Source organism: Microvirga ossetica, from assembly GCF_002741015.1.
GTDB classification, from domain to species: domain Bacteria; phylum Pseudomonadota; class Alphaproteobacteria; order Rhizobiales; family Beijerinckiaceae; genus Microvirga; species Microvirga ossetica.
The window spans coordinates 4672081-4691325 of sequence record NZ_CP016616.1; the positions used below are offsets into that span (position 1 = coordinate 4672081).

At 62.0% G+C, this 19245-nt stretch carries 19 protein-coding genes; 15 read left to right on the plus strand and 4 right to left on the minus strand.

The features are described 5' to 3' along the window. Positions 1 to 214 precede the first annotated feature (214 nt). The 3 genes from BB934_RS22355 (at position 215) to BB934_RS22365 (ending at position 2650) form a co-directional block, all read left to right on the plus strand. Positions 215 to 1024 carry an endonuclease/exonuclease/phosphatase family protein gene (locus BB934_RS22355; RefSeq protein WP_099511600.1) on the plus strand — a complete coding sequence of 270 codons (810 nt, stop codon included), beginning with the start codon at positions 215 to 217 and terminating at the stop codon, positions 1022 to 1024. Positions 1025 to 1161: 137 nt separating this feature from the next. After that, on the plus strand, positions 1162 to 1776 hold the full coding sequence (gstA, locus tag BB934_RS22360; protein WP_099511602.1) for a glutathione transferase GstA: 615 nt from the start codon (positions 1162 to 1164) through the stop codon (positions 1774 to 1776). 58 nt (positions 1777 to 1834) lie between these two features. After that, positions 1835 to 2650 carry a glycosyltransferase family 2 protein gene (locus BB934_RS22365; RefSeq protein ID WP_099511603.1) on the plus strand — a complete coding sequence of 272 codons (816 nt, stop codon included), beginning with the start codon at positions 1835 to 1837 and terminating at the stop codon, positions 2648 to 2650. Positions 2651 to 2653: 3 nt separating this feature from the next. Here the strand turns inward: BB934_RS22365 and BB934_RS22370 are convergent, their stop codons facing one another. Continuing rightward, on the minus strand, positions 2654 to 3007 hold the full coding sequence (locus tag BB934_RS22370; protein WP_099511604.1) for a RidA family protein: 354 nt from the start codon (positions 3005 to 3007) through the stop codon (positions 2654 to 2656). A gap of 149 nt (positions 3008 to 3156) precedes the next feature. Continuing rightward, the gene (gene aroQ / locus BB934_RS22375) at positions 3157 to 3612 is read right to left on the minus strand and encodes a type II 3-dehydroquinate dehydratase (protein WP_099511605.1); all 456 of its coding nucleotides are present in this window, start codon (positions 3610 to 3612) and stop codon (positions 3157 to 3159) included. Between the two features lie 354 nt (positions 3613 to 3966). On the opposite strand from aroQ, the gene BB934_RS47250 reads away from it, so the two are divergent. Continuing rightward, on the plus strand, positions 3967 to 4143 hold the full coding sequence (locus tag BB934_RS47250; protein ID WP_157934270.1) for a hypothetical protein: 177 nt from the start codon (positions 3967 to 3969) through the stop codon (positions 4141 to 4143). A gap of 37 nt (positions 4144 to 4180) precedes the next feature. On the opposite strand, the gene BB934_RS22380 is transcribed toward BB934_RS47250, so the two are convergent. Beyond that, positions 4181 to 4822 carry a TetR/AcrR family transcriptional regulator gene (locus BB934_RS22380; protein WP_173909522.1) on the minus strand — a complete coding sequence of 214 codons (642 nt, stop codon included), beginning with the start codon at positions 4820 to 4822 and terminating at the stop codon, positions 4181 to 4183. Between the two features lie 366 nt (positions 4823 to 5188). Between BB934_RS22380 and BB934_RS22385 the strand changes: the two genes are divergently transcribed. From BB934_RS22385 to BB934_RS22435, 11 genes are all read left to right on the plus strand, one after another. Continuing rightward, a complete protein-coding gene (locus BB934_RS22385) occupies positions 5189 to 6157 on the plus strand; it encodes a shikimate dehydrogenase (protein ID WP_237050052.1) in 969 nt (322 codons plus the stop codon). Positions 6158 to 6207: 50 nt separating this feature from the next. Beyond that, positions 6208 to 6813: a TRAP transporter small permease gene (locus tag BB934_RS22390; RefSeq protein WP_099511609.1), complete on the plus strand. Its 606-nt coding sequence runs from the start codon at positions 6208 to 6210 to the stop codon at positions 6811 to 6813. Further along, positions 6810 to 8090 (plus strand): TRAP transporter large permease, encoded by a 1281-nt coding sequence (locus BB934_RS22395; RefSeq protein WP_099511611.1) that lies wholly within the window; start codon positions 6810 to 6812, stop codon positions 8088 to 8090. Before BB934_RS22390 ends, BB934_RS22395 begins: the two co-directional genes overlap by 4 nt. Before the next feature lie 73 nt (positions 8091 to 8163). After that, positions 8164 to 9180, plus strand: a complete 1017-nt coding sequence (locus tag BB934_RS22400; RefSeq protein WP_099511613.1) for a TRAP transporter substrate-binding protein — start codon at positions 8164 to 8166, stop codon at positions 9178 to 9180. 95 nt (positions 9181 to 9275) lie between these two features. Beyond that, a complete protein-coding gene (locus BB934_RS22405) occupies positions 9276 to 11168 on the plus strand; it encodes a bifunctional sugar phosphate isomerase/epimerase/4-hydroxyphenylpyruvate dioxygenase family protein (protein WP_099511614.1) in 1893 nt (630 codons plus the stop codon). Positions 11169 to 11237: 69 nt separating this feature from the next. Next, entirely contained in the window at positions 11238 to 11966 is a 729-nt protein-coding gene (pcaH, locus tag BB934_RS22410) for a protocatechuate 3,4-dioxygenase subunit beta (RefSeq protein ID WP_099513149.1), read from the plus strand. Next, entirely contained in the window at positions 11966 to 12592 is a 627-nt protein-coding gene (gene pcaG / locus BB934_RS22415; RefSeq protein WP_099507824.1) for a protocatechuate 3,4-dioxygenase subunit alpha, read from the plus strand. The genes pcaH and pcaG overlap by 1 nt, the downstream gene beginning before the upstream one ends. Positions 12593 to 12615: 23 nt before the next feature. After that, a complete protein-coding gene (locus tag BB934_RS22420; RefSeq protein WP_099511616.1) occupies positions 12616 to 13464 on the plus strand; it encodes a 3-oxoadipate:acetyl-CoA acetyltransferase in 849 nt (282 codons plus the stop codon). A gap of 40 nt (positions 13465 to 13504) precedes the next feature. After that, positions 13505 to 14689, plus strand: a complete 1185-nt coding sequence (gene pcaDC, locus BB934_RS22425) for a bifunctional 3-oxoadipate enol-lactonase/4-carboxymuconolactone decarboxylase PcaDC (protein ID WP_099511618.1) — start codon at positions 13505 to 13507, stop codon at positions 14687 to 14689. Positions 14690 to 14718: 29 nt separating this feature from the next. Beyond that, entirely contained in the window at positions 14719 to 15453 is a 735-nt protein-coding gene (locus BB934_RS22430) for a CoA transferase subunit A (protein WP_099511619.1), read from the plus strand. Then, positions 15453 to 16118, plus strand: a complete 666-nt coding sequence (locus BB934_RS22435; RefSeq protein ID WP_099511621.1) for a 3-oxoacid CoA-transferase subunit B — start codon at positions 15453 to 15455, stop codon at positions 16116 to 16118. The genes BB934_RS22430 and BB934_RS22435 overlap by 1 nt, the downstream gene beginning before the upstream one ends. Positions 16119 to 16167: 49 nt before the next feature. Here BB934_RS22435 and BB934_RS22440 read toward each other — a convergent pair whose 3' ends face one another. After that, positions 16168 to 19236, minus strand: coding sequence for an efflux RND transporter permease subunit (locus BB934_RS22440; RefSeq protein WP_237050053.1), 3069 nt, complete (start codon positions 19234 to 19236; stop codon positions 16168 to 16170). Positions 19237 to 19245: the final 9 nt, after the last annotated feature.

Genomic DNA, 19245 nt, shown 5'->3' on the forward strand with positions numbered 1-19245 from the left:
TCCTTCCAATGATGGGAAGGTCAAGCGGGCTCATAAAAGCCATTTCCGGCTTTGCCGGCGAACGGGCCCCTGCATCGCCCGGTAGGAACCATGCCTACGCCTGGGTCATTGATCCGACACGTTCGGCAGGTAGGCGGGCACGAGCGATTTCCCGCTTGTGCCGGATGCTGCGGTGCTTTTAGCTTTTCACGAACGATTGAGCCGGTACTGACCTTTGAAGCATAGCGACAAACAGGGGCGAACCCTTCGGATCCTGACCTATAACGTCCATCGCTGGCTTGGCACGGACAGGCAGATCTCACCGAACCGGATCACCGATGTCATCGCCTCCTGTAATCCCGACATCGTGGCTCTGCAGGAGGTTCGCGTTGGGCGCGTCCGGCCGGGCGAGATCGACCAGGCGGCCTCGGTGGCATCTGCGCTGGGCATGGATCTGCACTTCCAGCCCACGATCCGCATTCTCGGCGAGCAGTACGGGATTGCCGTTCTCGCCCGTCACTCCTCCAGGATCGTCCGGTGCGGGCGCCTGCCGACCCAGTCGACGCGGCAATCCTTCGAGAAGCGCAGCGCCCTCTGGGTCGAGGTCGAGGTTGAGGGCCAGACGATCCAGGTCATCAATGCACACCTGTCCCTGCGCTCGGGCGAGCGGCGGACGCAGGCTGCGGCCCTGATCGGGCCGGAATGGATCGGCCACCCCGATTGCACCGGACCCGCGGTGCTTCTAGGCGATTTCAATGCGCCGCCTTATTCACGCTCCTACAGGATGATCGCCCATCGGATGCAGGATGCACAATTGTCGAATTCGTTCGGCGAGCCGCAGCCGACATTTCACACGCGGGCGCCCGTTCTGCGCCTCGATCACGTCTTCGTCACGAAATCGATCGAGGTGGTCGATGCCGGGCCGGTGCGGAACGCGCTGACCCGGGTGGCGTCGGATCACTTTCCTCTCCTTGCGGAACTGCGCGTCCGGAAGAAGCCTGCTGTGGCTGTGGGAAGCAAGGCGAAAGAGGGTGTGCTGTTCTGAGACTCCCAACCGATTTAATGAAACAAAGTATCAATTAGTCTAATGCGCCTTGAAAGCGCCACGCTGTGACGTAGTAATGAGCCATCGTGTTACGTTATATATTTCATCTCCCGAGGGGCGCGGGAGGAAGGAGCGCGATGAAGCTGTATTACACCCCCGGAGCGTGTTCGCTTGCGCCCCGCATCATCGCCTGCGAGGCCGGCCTCGAGATCGAATACGACAAGGTCGATCTCAAGACGCAGACCACAGCGTCGGGTCGTGACTTCATCCGGATCAATCCCAAGGGATACGTGCCGGCCCTGGTCCTGCGCAACGGAGATATCCTGGCCGAGGTGCCCGTCATCCTCGAATATCTCGCCGATCAGGCGCCGGCCGCCCGTCTGTTGCCGAAGCTCGGGTCGCTCGAACGCTACAGGGTCAAGGAATGGTTCGATTTCACCGGCACCGAACTTCATAAGGGCTTCGACCCGCTCTGGGTCGCGCCCATGCCTCCGAAGGCGCGGCAGCTGGCCGTCAATCATCTCCAGCGACGGTTCGCATACCTGAACCAGAGCCTCGGGGGACGCCCCTATCTGGCGGGCCAGCATTTTACGGTCGCCGATGCCTATTGCTTCACCGTGCTGAGCTGGGCCCGCTTCCACCGGGTCGACCTCTCCGCTCACACGGCCATCGTCGACTACATGGCCCGGGTCTCGGCCCGCCCGATGGTGAAGCAGGCCCTGGCTGCGGAGGGTTTGCTCGTGCAGGCGTGACGAGGCGGTGCCAAAGGGCCTTGCCAGGGAACGGCAAGGCAGCTAGGCACCCGTTGCTATGCTTCCTGTCTCCGTCTTCATCATCGCCAAGAACGAGGCCGACCGGATCGGCCCGACGATCCGCGCCGTCCGCGGCCTGACGGACGATCTGGTGGTGGTGGATTCCGGCTCGACGGACGGGACTCAAGGTGTGGCGGAAGAACTCGGCGCCCGCGTCGTCTACAATCCCTGGCCGGGCTATGGCCTGCAGAAGCGCTTCGCCGAGGATCAGTGCCGGCACGACTGGCTTCTGAACCTCGATGCCGACGAGGAAGTCTCTCCGGCGCTGCTCGCGGAGATCAAGGCCCTCTTCGCCCAGGGCGAGCCGCCCTGCCAAGCCTATGGCATCCGCATTGCCGAGACGTTTCCCGGCGAGAGAGAGCCGCATCCTCTGGCCTACCGGGTCGCGCCCGTCCGGCTGTACCGCCGGGATGCCGGCCGGTATTCCTCCTCCCTCGTGCACGACCGGGTCGACCTGGCGCCGGGGACGAAGATCGGCAAGCTGAAGGGCCTCGTGCACCATCGCTCCGTGCGCTCCCTCGGCGACCAGCTTGCTAAGCTCAACAGCTACACGGACCAGCAGGCCGTCGATCTCGAAGTCAGAGGCGTCTCGATCCCGACCTGGCGGGTCTATTTCGAGTTTCCGGCAGCCTTCCTGAAGGCCTATTTCGGGCGGCTGCATTTCCTGCGCGGCACCTATGGTTTCCTGATCGCCATGAACTACGCCACCTGGCGTCATCTGCGCCTGGCCAAGCACTATGAGCGCAAGCGCCTGAGCGCGCTTGCCAAGGCGAATTCCAGGACTGGCGAGCGCAAGGAAACGATCAGCGGCTGAAGGTCAGAGCGCAGCGACGACCTGGATCTCCAGCGCGTAGTCCGGGTCCGCAAGCCGGGATTCGACGCAAATCCGCGCCGGAGCCTGACCGGGCAGCACCCAGGCATCCCAGACCGCATTCATCTCGTCGTAGGACGCGATATCCGCCAGCCAGATGGTCGCGCGCAGAAGCCTGGACTTGTCGCTGCCGATCTCCGCAAGCGACTGCTCGATCTGGGCGAGAATGTCCCGGGTCTGTTCGGCGACCGAGAGGCCGAGGGTAGTCTCGGGGACATAGCCCGAGAAGTGAGCCGTATCACCGAGGATGACGAGATCGCTGTAGCGTGCGGCAACGCCGATGCGCCGAATGTCTGTCACGATGGTCTCCGCTCGCCTGAGGCTTCGGTCAGCCTCGTATCACAGTACTGCCTGCCCGTGCCATCGGCGATACGGCTGGCGGGCAGGTGATGTTCGAGGGGAGCGCAGACGCGGCCCGTCGCGTTCGCCGGACCGCTCGATGATCTGCTTCAGGAAGAAGGTTGGGCCTCATCGATCAGGCGGGCGAGGCGCTGGAGGGCCAACTGGTACCCTTGCGTGCCGAAGCCGGCGATCACTCCTGAGGCCACAAGGGACACATAGGAATGGTGCCTGAAGGATTCGCGCTTGTGCACGTTGGAGATGTGCACCTCGATGATCGGGAACTCGCAGGTATTCAGCGCGTCGAGAATGGCGACTGAGGTATGCGTGAAGGCAGCTGGGTTGATCACAATGCCGCCTGCACGTTCCCGGGCTTCGTGGATCCAATCGATGATCTGGTACTCGGCATTGCTCTGGTGAAACTCGATCTCGAGCTTGAGCTCACCGCCAACGCGGCGGCAATCCGCCTCCACATCCGCTAAGGTTTCATACCCGTAGATCGCAGGCTGGCGCTTCCCGAGAAGGTTGAGATTGGGGCCATTCAGGACGTAGACGATGCGGCTCATGATGACTTTCCTTCCTGTTGCGATTGGTTGCGTCTGTCTCAAGTTTGTCGTTTCGCCGAGAACGCCCAATCCAAGGTCTGCTCTGGACAGTTGTCTGGGTCACATCCGTCAGTCCGAACCAATGGTGCCGAACGTCTCCGCTCAACGGATACGCCCTGGGACAGCCCCCTGCATGTGAGACAAAAGTCTGCGCTGGGCGCATGTTATTGAATCGATTTTGCTTTTGGTATGCATCTGTTGCGGATGAACTATGTCCCATTTCCCCTGGTACGCAGGGATTCAAGGATCCATATCTTGCAAAAATACCAAGAAGGAAACGCCTGAGGTCACGTTCTCTCCGAGAAAGATCCTCTCATGGCCAACGTTCATTTCCCTATCGAAGACCTGCCCAACCACAAGGCAGCAATCCGCACAGGCTCATGGCTTCAACTGTTCGGTCGGCTTTTTGCGAAAATGGCTAAGCTTGTCGATGACGCGACCGAAACCCGTCACGCAGCTCGCCGCCAACGATATGCGGCGCTTCTCGGCTGACCGCCCGCGTCGTTGCGCCCCCTGTCTCGCGTCAACGTCACTTCTTCAAATAGCGGATAACCGTATCGATTACGGTTTCCCGCCGTTTCGCCAGCATTTCCTGGGACGACATATCCTTTTTGAAGATCTGGGAGAACGTTGCGCGATTGGAGACATTGAAGAAGCACAAGGCGCTGATCGTCATGTGCAGGTCGATTTCATCGATGCCTTCACGGAAGACACCATCCGAGACGCCTCGCTCGTAGATCTCACGCAATGTGTTGATCACGGACACGTTCAGGTCTTGGATCGCTCGCGAGCGTGCAAGATGAACCCCTTGGTGGATATTCTCGACCATCACGAGGCGAATGAAGTCTTCATTCGAGTTCTGATAATCGAATGTGAAGCCCACAAGAGCCCGGATTGCGGCCTCCGGCTCCAGATCGACCAGATCTAATGTCGCCTCGATCTGCCTGATACGCCGGTAAGCGTCTTCGAGCACCGCAACGAACAATCCCTCCTTATCCTCGAAGTAGTAGTAGATCATCCGCTTGCTGGTGTTCGTCTGGGCGGCGATCTCGTCCACCCGCGCTCCGCTATAACCTTTCTCGGCAAATTCCCTGGTTGCGACCGCCAAGATGTTCTGCCGTGTCAGTTCAGGATCGTAACCGCCACGGCCGGAGGTCGACCGCTTGGTAATGTGACGGGAGGGTTTAACGTCATGCATCGCGGGGACATCCTTCACGCCCAGTCATGGACAATCCTCTCGTCACCTGGATCTTCTTCCGGGCAATGGCTCAGCACGAACCCGTTTCGTGGGCAAGGCGGATTAGGCGTCAACGTGAAAGCTCCAAAGGGCCCAATCAAAGGGAACGCAAGCTTTGTTCGTCTAAAGGCGTAGAGGCGCAGTTAAAAAACACCGATCACCCCCGTTGACTATACTAACTAGTTCGTACATTAATCCCACTGCCCGCCGGATGCAAGCGATCGAGCAGAGAAATGCCGCGATCCTGGGCAAGAATGAGGAAAAGCTCCGACTGCGCGTCGGATTACCGAGAGGGACGTCATGGTCATGCCCACTGAAGGCATCCGACATGCTGACTCCTTGCTTCATGCAGGTGGCGTCTGTTTCCAGCCTGCAGAGGCTCCTAACGCCGGGGCTGCCAGCCTGAGCCCTGCGGCAGAGTACGCCCGCGCCAAGTCCGTCCTCGTCGGTCTGATTGGATCCGGCATCCAGGCCTCCCGCACGCCGGCTATGCATGAGCGCGAGGGGGCTGAGCAGGGCCTGCGGTACATTTATAAACTGATCGATCTCGACGAGCTTCGGATCGGACCGGAAGCTCTGCCCGAGCTCGTCACAGCAGCGCGGCGGATGGGCTTCGCCGGCCTGAACATTACCTATCCCTGCAAGCAGGCTGTTATTCCGCTGCTCGATGAGTTGACGCCCGACGCCCAAGCGCTCGGTGCGGTCAACACAGTCGTGTTCCGCGACGGGCGCAGCATCGGCTGCAACACCGATTGGTGGGGCTTTGCCGAGAGCTTCAAGCGCGAGCTGGCCGACGTTGCCCGCGATCGGGTGATCCAGTTCGGAGCCGGCGGCGCAGGCGCCGCCGTGGCTCACGCCCTGCTGACTCTCGGGGTAGGCCAGCTCCGCATCGTCGATACGGATGCGAGCCGCGCCCAGCGGCTTGCGACTGAGTTATGTACACGCTTCGGTTCGGAGCGCGCGATCCCGGAAGGCGATCTCGAAAAGGCCTTGTCGGACGCGAACGGGGTGGTCAACACCACGCCGGTCGGCATGGCGAAGTATCCCGGCATGCCGTTGCCCGCGCACCTTTTGCATCCCGCTCTCTGGGTTGCCGACATCATTTACTTCCCCCTTGAGACTGAACTGCTGCGGACAGCGCGCGGCATGGGCTGCCGCACCATGGGGGGCGGAGGAATGGCCGTCTTTCAAGCCGTTGGAGCCTTCCGTCTGTTCACCGGAGTTGAACCGGATCCCGAACGAATGAGGCAACACTTTCAATCGATGTAACGCGTCCGCTCCAAAAACAACAATAAGGACGCCAGATACAGGAAACGCCGATGCACATGATCGTTGAAGGCTACTTCAAGCTGCTAAAGATCCTGATTGCCCTCTTCCTGGCGATCATGGTCGTTCTCGTTTTCGGCAACGTGGTGCTGCGTTACGCCTTCAACTCCGGCATTACGGTCTCGGAGGAGGTCTCGCGCTGGCTCTTCGTCTGGCTGACCTTCCTGGGCGCCATCGTGGCCCTGCGCCAGCATGGCCATCTCGGTGTCGATGCCCTGGTCCGACGCCTGCCGAATGCGGGCAAGCGGGCCTGCCTGATCGTCACTCAGATCCTGATGCTCTACGCCACCTGGCTGCTGCTCCAGGGCAGTTGGGAGCAGACCATGATCAACTGGGATGTGGCAGCGCCGGCCTCCGGCCTCTCGACCGGCTGGTTCTATGGGGTCGGCATCGTCTTCGGCGTCTCGACCGGCCTGATCCTGATCGCCGATCTCTACCGCACGGTCAGTGGCAAGCTTTCTGATGAGGAGCTTGTCATGGTCAAGGAGTCGGAAGAGCAGGGAGAGCTCGAGGCGCTCCAGCACGAATTGGCCGAGCGCGACCGCCGCGAAAGCGGGCTCGCCACCCCCGCACCCACACCCGGGAAGGTGCAGTCATGACCATCGCGATCTTCGTCGGCTCTCTTCTCGGCACCATGGCGATCGGAATGCCGATCGCCTACGCCCTGCTCATCAGCGGCATCGCCCTGATGTACTACATGGATCTGTTCGACGCACAGATCATCGCACAGAACGTCATCAACGGGGCCGACAGCTTCCCACTCCTGGCGGTGCCGTTCTTCATGCTGGCCGGCGAGATCATGAACACGGGCGGCCTGTCCAAGCGCATCGTGGACGTTGCCCTGGCGCTGGTGGGCCACGTGAAGGGCGGCCTCGGGTATGTGGCCATTCTGGCCGCCTGCATTCTCTCGGCTTTGTCCGGCTCGGCCGTGGCCGATGCTGCGGCTCTCTCGGCTCTGCTCGTGCCCATGATGGTCAAAGCCGGCCACAGCAAATCGCTCTCCGGTGGGCTCATCGCCGCATCCGGCGTGATCGGGCCAGTGATCCCACCCAGCATCGGTTTTGTGGTGTTCGGTGTCGTGGGTGGTGTGTCGATCACCAAGCTGTTCCTGGCCGGTCTGGTGCCTGGGATTCTGCTCGGTCTCGGTTTGGCCTTCGCCTGGTGGTGGGAGGTGCGCAAGGAAACCATCGTCAGCCCGCCGAAGAAGTCGGCAGGCGAAATCGGCCGCGCCCTGCGCGAGGGCATCTGGGCTCTGATCCTGCCCTTCATCATCATCTTCGGCCTGAAGTTCGGTGTCTTCACCCCGACCGAAGCGGCGGTGGTGGCGGCAGTCTACTCGCTGATCGTGGCGGTGTTCGTCTACCGCGAACTCAAGATCTCGGAGCTGTTTGCAGTCTTCGTGACATCGGCTCAGACAACCGCCGTCGTCATGCTGCTGGTGGCCGCAGCCCTGGTCTCGGCGTGGCTGATCACCGTATCGGAAATCGCCACCTCCGTGGTCGACCTGCTCCAGCCGTTCATGGGCAACCAGACGCTGCTGCTGATTGCCATTATGGTGCTCGTGGTCATTGTCGGCACGGCCATGGACATGACGCCGACGATCCTGATCCTGACGCCGATCCTGATGCCGGTGGTCAAGGCGGCCGGCATCGACCCGGTCTATTTCGGCGTGCTGTTCATCGTGAACAACTCGATCGGCTTGATCACGCCGCCGGTCGGAACGGTGCTCAACGTCGTGGCCGGCGTCTCGCGCATCAGCATGGAAGACCTGATGAAGGGTGTCTGGCCTTTTCTGCTGGCACAGCTCGTCGTGCTGTTCCTCATGGTGCTGTTCCCGCAGCTTGTCATGTGGCCCGCCAAATTGATCGGAGGATAGCCGGCGACAGTTCACGAACACGGTGCCGAGCACCGACAAACCATCCTGAAAAAACGTTAGGGAGATCAGAGTCATGAAGCATTTCGGTAAGGTCATCGGCAGTGCGTTGCTGAGCAGCGTGTTTCTCCTGCCAGGATCGGCAAACGCCGAGATCAAAGAGCGCACCATTCGATTTGCGTTCCAGAACGCGCAGGAGCATCCGCAAGGGCAGGGCGCCAAGAAGTTCGCGGAACTGGTCGAGCAGAAGAGCGGCGGCAAGATCAAGGTCCGTCTGTTCCCAAGCGGCCAGCTGGGTGGCGACCTGCAAACCGTCTCGTCAATCCAGGGCGGTACCCTCGATATGACGGTTCTGAACGCCGGCCTTCTCGTCGGCCAGGTCAAGGAGTTCGGCCTCTTCGATCTGCCGTTCCTCTTTGACAGTGCGAAGCAGGCGGACGCCGTCGTAGACGGTCCTTTCGGCCAGAAGCTTTCAGAGACGCTCGTTCCCAAGAACCTTGTCGGCCTCGGTTATTGGGATCTGGGCTTCCGTAATCTCACGAACAGCCGGCGTCCTGTGACGAAGCTCGAGGAGATTCAAGGCCTCAAGGTTCGCGTCGTGCAGTCGCCACTCTACATCGATCTGTTCAACACGCTCGGAGCCAACGCGGTCCCGCTGCCGTTCCCGGAACTCTACACAGCTCTGGAGCAGAAGACGGTCGACGGCCAGGAAAACCCCGCGACGGTCATTCAGACATCGAAGTTCGCCGAGGTTCAGAAGTATCTCACGTTCACCCGGCACGTGTACAATCCGCAGATCGTGATCTTCAGCAAACGCGTCTGGGATCGCTATGACGCTGAAGAGAAGAAGCTCGTCGAAGAGGCTGCCGCGGAGGCGAAGGCCTATCAACGCCAAGTCTCCCGTGATGCCGAGACCAAGGCGGTTGAGCAGCTCAAGGCTCAGGGCATGCAGCTGACCGAGTTGTCTCCGGAGGAGGTTGCAAGACTGCGGGACAAGGTGAAGCCGGTCACCGAGAAATTCGCGAAGGAAGCAAACGAGGCCGCTTCCAAGGAACTCTTTGCGGAGATCGAGAAGGCCCGCGCAGCGCGCTGAGTTTCCTGCTTTACTAATATTCGTGCTGGCGGACGAACGCCGCCGGCACACCCATCGCAGTCGCCAGCATCTCGCAGAATGAAGGTAGAAAAGCCGTGCAAACCGCCATCGCCACTGTTTGTCTCAGCGGTACATTGGACGAAAAGCTCCAGGCTATCGCGGCAGCCCAGTTCAAGGGAGTCGAGATCTTCGAGAACGACCTGTTGTCGTTCAATGGAACGCCGACGGACGTGCGCCGTATGGTCGAGGGCCTTGGCCTCGTCAGTGCCGTGTTCCAACCCTTCCGCGATTTTGAAGGCATGCCGGAGCCGAAGCGCGCCAAGGTGTTCTCACGCGCCGAGCGCAAGTTCGACGTCATGCAGGAGCTTGGCTGCGACTTCCTGATGGTGTGCAGCAATGTCTCGCCCGACAGCCTTGGAGGCATAGACCGGGCTGCGGCGGACTTCTACGAGCTCGGAGAGCGGGCGGCAAAGCGCGGCATGCGGGTGGCATTCGAGGCGCTGGCCTGGGGGAACCACGTCAATGACTACCGCGATGCCTGGGAGGTTGTCCGCCGCGCCAATCACCCGGCGGTCGGTCTCGTCCTCGATTCGTTCCACATTCTCGCGCGAGGGACGGACCTGGCGGCAATCCGCTCCATCCCAAAAGACAAGATCTTCCTCGTCCAGATGGCGGATGCGCCGAAACTCGACATGGATTATTTGTCGTGGAGCCGCCACTACCGCTGCTTCCCAGGCCAGGGGGATTTGCCGATCGACGCTTTCATGGATGCCCTCCAGGCAACCGGTTTCGACGGCCTGCTCTCGCTTGAGATCTTCAACGACCGCTTCCGGGCAGGATCCGCGCGCAGCGTTGCGCTCGACGGTCAGCGCTCGCTGCTCGTCACGCTGGATCAGCTTCAGCGACGGACAGGTGTTCGGGTCCCGGATCTGCCCAAGCTTCCTCCTCGCGCCGCTTGCCACGAGGTCGAGTTCGTCGAGTTCGCCATGGACGAGAGAAGTGCCGAGCCTTTCAAGCAAGTTTTGACGGGGCTCGGCTTTGTCAAGGCGGGCAAGCATCGCTCCAAGGACGTCACCCATTGGCGTCAGGGTGACATCAACATTGTCGTGAACAGCGACAAAGAGGGCTTCGCCCATTCCTTCAATATCACCCATGGGCCCTCGGTATGTGCCATCGCGTTGCGGGTCGATGATGCTCCGGCGACGATCGAGCGAGCCGTGCAGCTCCTGGATCAGCCGTTTGCACAGGCGGTGGGCCCAGGTGAGTTGGACATCCCAGCGGTGCGAGGCTTGGGCGGGAGCCTGATCTACTTCGTCGATCACAAGACCGGCCTCGACCGCCTGTGGGATACGGATTTCGAGCCCGTGGCCGACGGCGCCGGCGACTTTACGGGCGCAGGGCTCACGAGCGTCGATCATGTATCCCAATCGATGTTTTATGAGGAGATGCTGACATGGCTTCTCTTCTACATTTCCCTGCTCGATGTGCGGAAGACGCCGGTCCAGAACGTGATCGATCCGGGCGGCGTGGTGCAAAGTCAGGTGGTGGCGACCGAAGACGGAGCAGTACGCCTCATTCTCAATGCCTCTCAGAGTCGTCAGACACAATCATCCCGGTTTCTGACCGATATGTTCGGCTCGGGAATTCAGCATATCGCGCTCGCCACGGCGGACATTTCCGCGACGGTCGAACGGCTGAAGGCGAGCGGGGTCGAGTTGCTTCCGATCCCCGAGAACTACTACGAAGACCTCGAGGCGCGCACGGATCTTTCAGAGGACGAAATCGAGCGGCTACGGGCCGGTAACATTCTCTATGATCGCGAGGGCGCCGCCGAGTTCTTCCAGGTCTACACGAAAACGCTGGAGAATGGGTTCTTCTTCGAGATTGTAGAGCGTCGCGGGTACGAGGGCTTCGGCGCCGTGAATGCTCCGATCCGCCTTGCGGCGCAAACGCGTCTGGCGCTTTCCGCGGCGCCGCCGCAGTTCTGACGAGTTGGAGGGATTCCCATGCAGCAAAAAGCCACCCCAAGCGAAGTGAGCGAGCCCCGCCAGGAGCAGATGATGAACCTCGAAGGCGGTTTCTATCAGCGGGACCGGAGCTGGCATCCGGCGGCGCTGACGCCGCAATACAAGACCTCGGTGCTGCGCTCGCCGCAATACCCGCTTCTCGCGCTCGACAACACGATCTCGGAGATGACCGGCCCGCGCTTCGGGCACAACCAGATCGGCCCGCTCGACAACGACCTCATCCGCAACTTCGCCAAGACCGGCGATGCCATCGGCCAGCGCATCATCGTCTATGGCCGCGTGCTCGACGAGAACGCCCGCCCGGTGCCCGGCGCCCTGGTCGAGTTCTGGCAGGCCAATGCCGGCGGTCGCTACCGGCACAAGAAGGAAACCTATCTCGCCGCCATCGACCCGAACTTCGGCGGCTGCGGACGCGCGATCACCGACGAGGACGGGCGCTACTGGTTCCGCACCATCAAGCCCGGCGCCTACCCTTGGCCGAACGGCGTCAACGACTGGCGCCCGGCGCACATCCACTTCTCGCTCTTCGGCCATGCCTTCGCCCAGCGCCTGATCACGCAGATGTATTTCGAGGGCGATCCGATGATCTGGCAATGCCCGATCGTCTCGACGATTGCGGACAAGGCGGCGATCGACCAGCTCACCGCCGTCCTCGACCGCAACGCCACGCTGCCCATGGACGCGCTCGCCTACAAGTTCGACATCGTGCTGCGCGGGCGCCGCTCGACCATGTTCGAGAACCGGATGGAGGGGAATTGATGTTTCAGACGCTGACCACGCTCAAGGAGTCGCCCTCGCAGACGGCCGGCCCCTACATCCATATCGGCGCGACCCCGAACTGGGTCGAGATCACCGGCGTGTGGGACGAGGACCTCGGCCTCGTCCTGGTCGACCCTGAGACCAAGGGCGAGCGGATCCTCGTCAAGGGCCGCATCTTCGACGGCAGCGGCCATCCGATCAAGGACGCCCTGGTCGAGATCTGGCAGGCCGATGCGGACGGGCTCTACAACAGCCCGGAGGAGAAGCGCGGAAAGGCCGACCCGCACTTCGTCGGCTGGGGCCGCCAGCCGACCGATGGGACCACCGGCGAGTACCGCTTCGAGACGATCAAGCCCGGCCGCGTGCCGTACAAGGACGGCCGCCCGATGGCGCCGCACATCACATTCTGGATCGTGGCGCGGGGCATCAATATCGGGCTGCACACGCGGCTGTATTTCGGCGACGAGGAGGCGGCCAATGCGGAATGCCCGGTTCTGGCGCGCATCGAGCACAAGGTCCGCCTCGCCACCCTGATCGCCGCGCGCAGCGAGGAGAGCGGCATGCCGACCTACACCTTCGACATCCATCTGCAGGGTGACAAGGAAACCGTGTTCTTCGATATCTGACCCCAATTCCAGGACCAATTGCGATGAATCCCGTTGTTATTGCTGTGGCTATCACCGGCTCCGTGCCGCGCAAGAAGGACAATCCAGCGGTGCCGATCCTGCCGCCTGAGCAGGTCGAGAGCACGCGGGAGGCTTATGAGGCCGGAGCGACGCTCGTGCACATTCACGTCCGCAACGATGACGAGACCTCCTCATCCGATCCGGAGCGGTTCCGACAGGTGCAGGATGGGGTGAACCGTCTCTGCCCGGGGATGATCGTACAGTTCTCCACCGGAGGGCGCGGACGCGACCCGTCTCTGCGCAGCTCTGCGCTCTACCTGCGACCTGATATGGCCTCCCTCTCCACAGGATCGGTGAACTTCCCGACCATCGTCTATGAAAACCACACCACTCTCGTGGAAGAGATGGCCGCCAAAATGAAGGAGTTCGGCGTCAGACCCGAGATCGAGATCTTCGATCTCTCGCACCTGCACGGGGCGCGGCGTCTGGCGGATAAGGGTCTGCTCGACGAGCGTCCGCACATCCAGTTCGTCATGGGCGTGCAGAATGCTCTGCCGGCCGAGGAAGGGCTGCTCGATATCCTGCTGAACGAAGCCAGGAGGCTGTTCCCGGCCTGTACCTGGACGGCTGCCGGCATCGGCCGCCATCAGGCCCAGGTCATGGAATGGGCGTTGGCCCGCGGGGCCGATGCGATCCGCACCGGACTCGAAGATAACGTCCGGATCGCCAAAGATCGTTTGGCCGCCTCGAATGCGGAATTGGTATCCCTGGCAGCTGACGCGGTGCGTCGCCACGGCCGGCGCATCGCCACCGCCGATGAGGCCCGTGCGCTTCTCGGGATCAAGCCCGCTCGAGGCATACAGGCGGCCTGATCGAGCTCCGTACCTCCCTGTTTGCGATCGGATGCGACCGATGCCCATGCTCGAAGTGAACGGTGTCGAACTCTTTTATGAGCTGAGCGGACCGACCGGTGCGCCAACGGTCGCCTTCTCGAACTCGCTCGGCACCACGCTCGCCATGTGGGATAGGATTGTTCCGGCCCTGCGGGGTCGGTATCGCGTCCTGCGTTACGACACGCGCGGCCATGGTCGCTCCCAGGTGGTGGACGCTCCTATCACCATCGATGACCTGGCCTCCGACCTTCTCGGACTTCTGGATGGCCTCGGAGTCGCAAGGGCCCATGTGGTCGGGCTGTCCCTCGGCGGCATGACAGGTCAAGCGCTGGCGAGCCGCTATCCGGATCGCGTCGTCAGCCTGACTTTGATGGCGACTGCGGCCTATATGCCGAGCCGGCAATCGTGGGACGAGCGCGCCTCCCTCGTGCGGGCGCAGGGCACGGCTGCCATTGTCGAGGCTACGATGGGCCGCTGGTTTACGGCAGATTACCCCACCCAGGCACCGGAGCAGGTCTCTCCCGTGCATGAGACCTTCATCGGTATCGATCCGGTAGGCTATGCCGTCTGCTGCAATGCGATCGGGCGTATGAACCTGCGACCTGTCATTGGAAAAATCTCTGCACCGACCCTCGTGATCGCGGGAGCGAATGACCCGGCCACGCCCGTCCCGATGGCGGAGGAGATCCGCTCCGAGATTCCCGGCGCCGAGATGATTGTTCTTCCGCGCGCCGCGCACCTGCTGGCGGTCGAACAGGCCGAGAAAGTCGCGGCCTATCTGGTCTCGTTCCTGGACCAGCATCGAGAGTCAGAGGGCAAAGGATCTCTCGGCGCGGTGCCGTTCGAGACCGGGCTTCTGAACCGCAAGAACGTGCTGGGTGAGGAGCATGTGGAACGCTCATTGGCAAAGGCCGGGACCTTCGCCCAGCCCTGGCAGGACTTTATCACTCGTACCGCCTGGGGCGAGGTGTGGGGGGATCCGCGCCTGCCGTGGAAGACGCGCTCGTTGGTGACGCTGGCCATGATGGTGGCCTTGCACCGGGAGGAGGAGTTCAAGCTCCATGTCCGACCAGCCCTGAAGAACGGCGTGACGGCCGGTGAACTGCAGTCTCTTCTGCTGCAGAGCGCAATCTATGCCGGCGTTCCCGCTGCGAATGCGGCGTTCCGCTGGGCGAGTGACGTGCTCGGCGATGATCTGGCGTAAGAGTGGACCCCATCAGGAAAGGCAAGCTAATGGACAAGGTATACAGCGATGCGCGTTTGGCGCTGGCTGGATCGGTTCGGGATGGGATGACCATCATGGCCGGGGGCTTCGGGCTGTGCGGCATTCCGGAGACGCTGATCGAGGCGATTCGTGATTCGGGGGCGAAGGACCTGACCTTCATCTCCAACAATGCCGGGGTGGACGGCATCGGGCTCGGCCGCCTGCTCGAGACGCGCCAGATCCGCAAGATGATCAGTTCTTACGTCGGCGAGAACAAGCTGTTTGCCCAGCAATACCTCTCCGGCGAGCTCGAGCTCGAGTTCAACCCGCAGGGCACGCTGGCCGAGCGCATCCGCGCCGGCGGCGCCGGCATCCCGGCCTTCTACACCAAGACCGGGGTCGGCACGCTGATTGCCGAGGGCAAGGAGGTGCGCGACTTCAACGGCGAGGCTTATGTCATGGAGACCGGCCTGTTCGCCGACATCTCGATCGTTCACGCCTGGAAGGGCGACACCGAGGGCAACCTCGTCTACCGCAAGACCGCGCGCAACTTCAACCCGATGATGGCGACCGCCTCGCGCCTGACCATCGCCGAGGTCGAGCATCTGGTGGAGGCCGGCTCGATCGACCCGGACTGCATCCACACCCCGGGCATCTTCGTCAAGCGCATGGTGCATGTGCCGAACCCGGTCAAGCATATCGAGCAGCGCACGACCCGCAAGCGCGCCGAGGCCGCGCCCGCCGGCGCAGGGGAGGAAGTCTGATGGCCTGGACCCGTGACCAGATGGCTGCGCGTGCGGCCAGGGAGCTGCGCGACGGCTTCTACGTCAATCTCGGCATCGGCATCCCGACGCTGGTGTCGAACTACATTCCGACGGGCATGCGCGTGCAGCTGCAGTCGGAGAACGGCATGCTCGGCATGGGCCCGTTCCCGCTCGAGGGCGAGGAGGATGCCGACCTGATCAATGCCGGCAAGCAGACGATCACCGAACTGCCGACGACGAGCTATTTCTCCTCGTCCGATTCCTTCGGCATGATCCGCGGCGGCCATATCGACCTGTCGATCTTAGGCGCGATGCAGGTGGCCGAGAACGGCGATCTCGCCAACTGGATGATCCCGGGCAAGATGGTCAAGGGCATGGGCGGGGCGATGGACCTGGTGGCGGGCGTCAAGCGCGTCGTGGTGGTGATGGAGCATGTCGCCAAGGCCAAGGACGGCTCGGAGGATCCGAAGCTGCTTCAAAGCTGCAACCTGCCGCTGACCGGCACCGGGGTGGTCGATCTGGTGATCACGGACCTTGGCGTGTTTGCCATCGACAAGAAGGGCGGCACCGGCATGACCCTGATCGAGCTGGCTGAGGGCGTGAGCGTGGACGAGATCAGGGCCAAGACCCAAGCCGACTTCACGGTCGACCTCAACGGAGGCTAGTCAAACGCCGGATAACGCTCCTCGTTCGTCCGACATGGACGCGCCGATGTCAGATATCGGATTCGTGCTGAGCAGAGTGTTGTTTGCCGATCCAGAACAGCCGCGATCCGATCCCGGAGAGTTTCTCCAGGTAAAGATACAGGACAGGCGTAACGAAGAGGGTGAGCAGCTGCGACACGATCAGGCCCCCGATGACCGCTATCCCAAGCGGTTGACGCAGCTCGGAGCTGGCGCCGTAGCCGATGGCAATCGGAACGGCGCCAGCTAACGCCACGGCTGTCGTCAGCATGATCGGGCGAAAGCGGATCAGACACGCCTCCCGGATCGCAGCGGATGGCGAGAGGCCTTCGCGCTGACGGACGATCGCATGATCGACCATCATGATGCCGTTCTTCTTCACGATCCCGAGCAGCAACAAGACGCCAATGAGCCCCATGATGCTCAATTCCATCTGCTGAAGGTGGAGGGCGGCGACCGCTCCAATGGCGGCGGCCGGCAAGCCCGCCAAGATCGTGATGGGGTGGATAAAGCTCTCGTAGAGCATGCCAAGGACGATGTAGATCGTCAGGATTGCCGCCGCGAGCAGCAGAGGCTGGTTGTGCACCATGTCCTGGAAGACGCGAGCGGTTCCGGTAAATCCGGCCGTCACAGTTGCAGGAAACCCTTCTTCGAGCTTGAGAGCATTGATTCGATCGACGGCCTCGCCAAGCGATGTGCCAGCGGACGTATCGAAGGAAATCGTCATGGCCGGCCGTTGCCCCAGCTGAGAGATGGAGCGTGAGCTCACCGTCCGTTCAATGGTGGCAAAGGATGAGAGCGGGACCAGAACGCCGCTTGCCGACCGAACGGTCACAAGATTGAGCGGGTCCGCCGTCTGGGCGAAGAGGGGATCAAACTCGATCAGAACCTGATAGTTGTCCGCACCGCCATAGATCGCCGCTACCTGCCGTGTGGCGAAGCCGGTATGAAGGATCGAGCGCAGCTGCTCGGACGAAACCCCGAGCTGTCGCGCCTTGTCGCGATCGACGCGGATGGTGGCCTGCAAGGCCGTCTGCTGCCCGTCGGCGCGAACGTCGATGAACGTGGAATCCTGGCTCATGCGGTGAGCCAAACGCGCCGACCAATTCTGCAGCTCGGCAAGAGTCTGGGCTTGCACCGTAAGTTGGTATGCGCTTCGGCCGGACTGGCTTCCCATCCGGGCATTCTGGGCTGTGGTGACAAGACTCTCGATTCCGGGCAGTCGATCCAGATCCCGGCGCAAATCCGTCAGCACCTGCGCAAGTGGCGACCGCTCGGCCTTGGCCTTCAGCTCTACGAACAATCGCCCCTCGTTGAGGCCTGTGGTGCCTGTAGCACCGATCTCCGAGACCACCTCGGCCACATGAGGCGAGGTGCGCAGCGCCTGCCCGACCTGATGCTGCAACTCGACCATCGCCGGGAAGGAAATATCCTGGCGTGCCCGGGTCGAGATCGTGATCTGTCCGATGTCTTCCTGCGGGAGGAAGCCCTTCGGTATGATCCTGAACAGCCAGCCGGAGGCGACGAGGCTGGCGAGGAAAAGGATCAGCATCAGAGGACGGAGCCGCAGGCTCAAGTCGAGGCAAATGCCGTAGCATTTCGTCAGTCCCGACATCGCGCGATCCGCCATATTGTGGCGGCCGGCCTCCCGATGCCTGACACCGGGCAGGCGGGCGGCGAGCATTGGAGCAAGGCTCAAGGAGACCAGAGCGGAGATCGCCAGCGAAACTGAGACCGTGATGGCGAAGGGGCTTAGGATGTGTCCGACCACGCCGTCCATGAGAAGCAGCGGAATGAATGCTGCTATGAGCGACACGGTCATCGATATGACCGTGAAGGCAACCTCCTTCGCTCCTTTCGGGGCTGCTGCATGGGGCGGCGTTCCAGCCTCAATGTGTCGTACGATGTTGTCGGTCACCACGATGGCGTCATCCACCACGAGACCGACCGAGAGGGTCAGGGCCAGCAGGGTGATGTTATCGAGGGACAAGCCGAGGGCATGCATGGCCGCAAAGGTGGCCACGATGGAAACGGGAATGGTGACGCTCGGGATCAGCGTCGTGGCAAGACGGCCGATGCCGACATAGAGGACTGCGCAGACGAGGACGACGGTGAGCACCAGGGTGAAGGTGACGTCCTCGATGGCTGTGCGGATCGAAAGAGAGCGATCGTTCATCGTGGTGAGAGATACGTTATGCCCAAGCTCTTCCTGGATCTGAGGCAGGACGACCCGAACCCTGTCCAGCACTTCGATTGTGTTCGCATCGGGCTGGCGCTGCACCGCCAGAACCAGCGCGGGTGAGCCATTGTGACTGCTGGCGCGCTGATTGTCCTCAACCGAGTCGATCACCTTGGCGACGTCGCCCAAGCGAAGGGGCCGCCCCTTGGGGTTCGCGATGATGAGATCGCGCCAGGCTTGTGCGTCACCGAGCTGGGTCGAGACCTCGATGATGAGCTTCTGGTCCAATCGTGTGAGGGCGCCTATAGGCGTCTGGGCGTTGGCGGCGCGGACGGCACGCTCCACCTCGTCCACGCCGATGCCACGAGCCGCCAGGGTCAGAGGATCGAGCTGGATGCGCACCGCATATTTCTGGCTGCCGGATAGCGTGACCTGAGCGACGCCGGCGATGGCGGATAAGCGTGGCGAGATGACGGTGCGAGCGAACGCATCGAGCTGCCAGAGGGGAAACGTATCGCTTCTCAGCACGATCAGGACGACGGGAGCATCCGCCGGGTTGAGCTTGCGGTAGACAGGGAGTGCCGTCATCTCCTTCGGCATTTGCGGCTGTGCGCGGGCGATGGCGGCCTGGACATCTGTCGCTGCCATATCGATGTCGCGTTCAAGCGCGAATTCCAGGGTGATCGAAGATGCGCCCTGAACGTTGGTCGCGTTGATCTCCCGAACGGATGGGATGGTCGAAAACTCCTTGATCAGCGGTGTCGAGACGGTGTTCGCCATGGTCTCGGGGCTGGCGCCGGGAAGCGAGGTCGCGACGGAGATGGTGGGAATATCAATGCGGGGCAGGGCCGCAACAGGAAGATGCCGATAGGCAACGAGGCCCGCGAGAGTCAGGGCCGCAGTCAGCAGGAGTGTGGCCACCGGCCGTCT

Coding starts and splice junctions, on each gene's coding strand:
- gstA (WP_099511602.1), top strand. CDS start 1,162: ATGAAGCTGTATTACACCCCCGGAGCGTGTTCGCTTGCGCCCCGCATC.
- BB934_RS22365 (WP_099511603.1), top strand. CDS start 1,835: ATGCTTCCTGTCTCCGTCTTCATCATCGCCAAGAACGAGGCCGACCGG.
- aroQ (WP_099511605.1), bottom strand. CDS start 3,612: ATGAGCCGCATCGTCTACGTCCTGAATGGCCCCAATCTCAACCTTCTC.
- BB934_RS47250 (WP_157934270.1), top strand. CDS start 3,967: ATGGCCAACGTTCATTTCCCTATCGAAGACCTGCCCAACCACAAGGCA.
- BB934_RS22385 (WP_237050052.1), top strand. CDS start 5,189: ATGGTCATGCCCACTGAAGGCATCCGACATGCTGACTCCTTGCTTCAT.
- BB934_RS22390 (WP_099511609.1), top strand. CDS start 6,208: ATGCACATGATCGTTGAAGGCTACTTCAAGCTGCTAAAGATCCTGATT.
- BB934_RS22395 (WP_099511611.1), top strand. CDS start 6,810: ATGACCATCGCGATCTTCGTCGGCTCTCTTCTCGGCACCATGGCGATC.
- BB934_RS22400 (WP_099511613.1), top strand. CDS start 8,164: ATGAAGCATTTCGGTAAGGTCATCGGCAGTGCGTTGCTGAGCAGCGTG.
- pcaH (WP_099513149.1), top strand. CDS start 11,238: ATGATGAACCTCGAAGGCGGTTTCTATCAGCGGGACCGGAGCTGGCAT.
- pcaG (WP_099507824.1), top strand. CDS start 11,966: ATGTTTCAGACGCTGACCACGCTCAAGGAGTCGCCCTCGCAGACGGCC.
- BB934_RS22420 (WP_099511616.1), top strand. CDS start 12,616: ATGAATCCCGTTGTTATTGCTGTGGCTATCACCGGCTCCGTGCCGCGC.
- pcaDC (WP_099511618.1), top strand. CDS start 13,505: ATGCCCATGCTCGAAGTGAACGGTGTCGAACTCTTTTATGAGCTGAGC.
- BB934_RS22430 (WP_099511619.1), top strand. CDS start 14,719: ATGGACAAGGTATACAGCGATGCGCGTTTGGCGCTGGCTGGATCGGTT.
- BB934_RS22435 (WP_099511621.1), top strand. CDS start 15,453: ATGGCCTGGACCCGTGACCAGATGGCTGCGCGTGCGGCCAGGGAGCTG.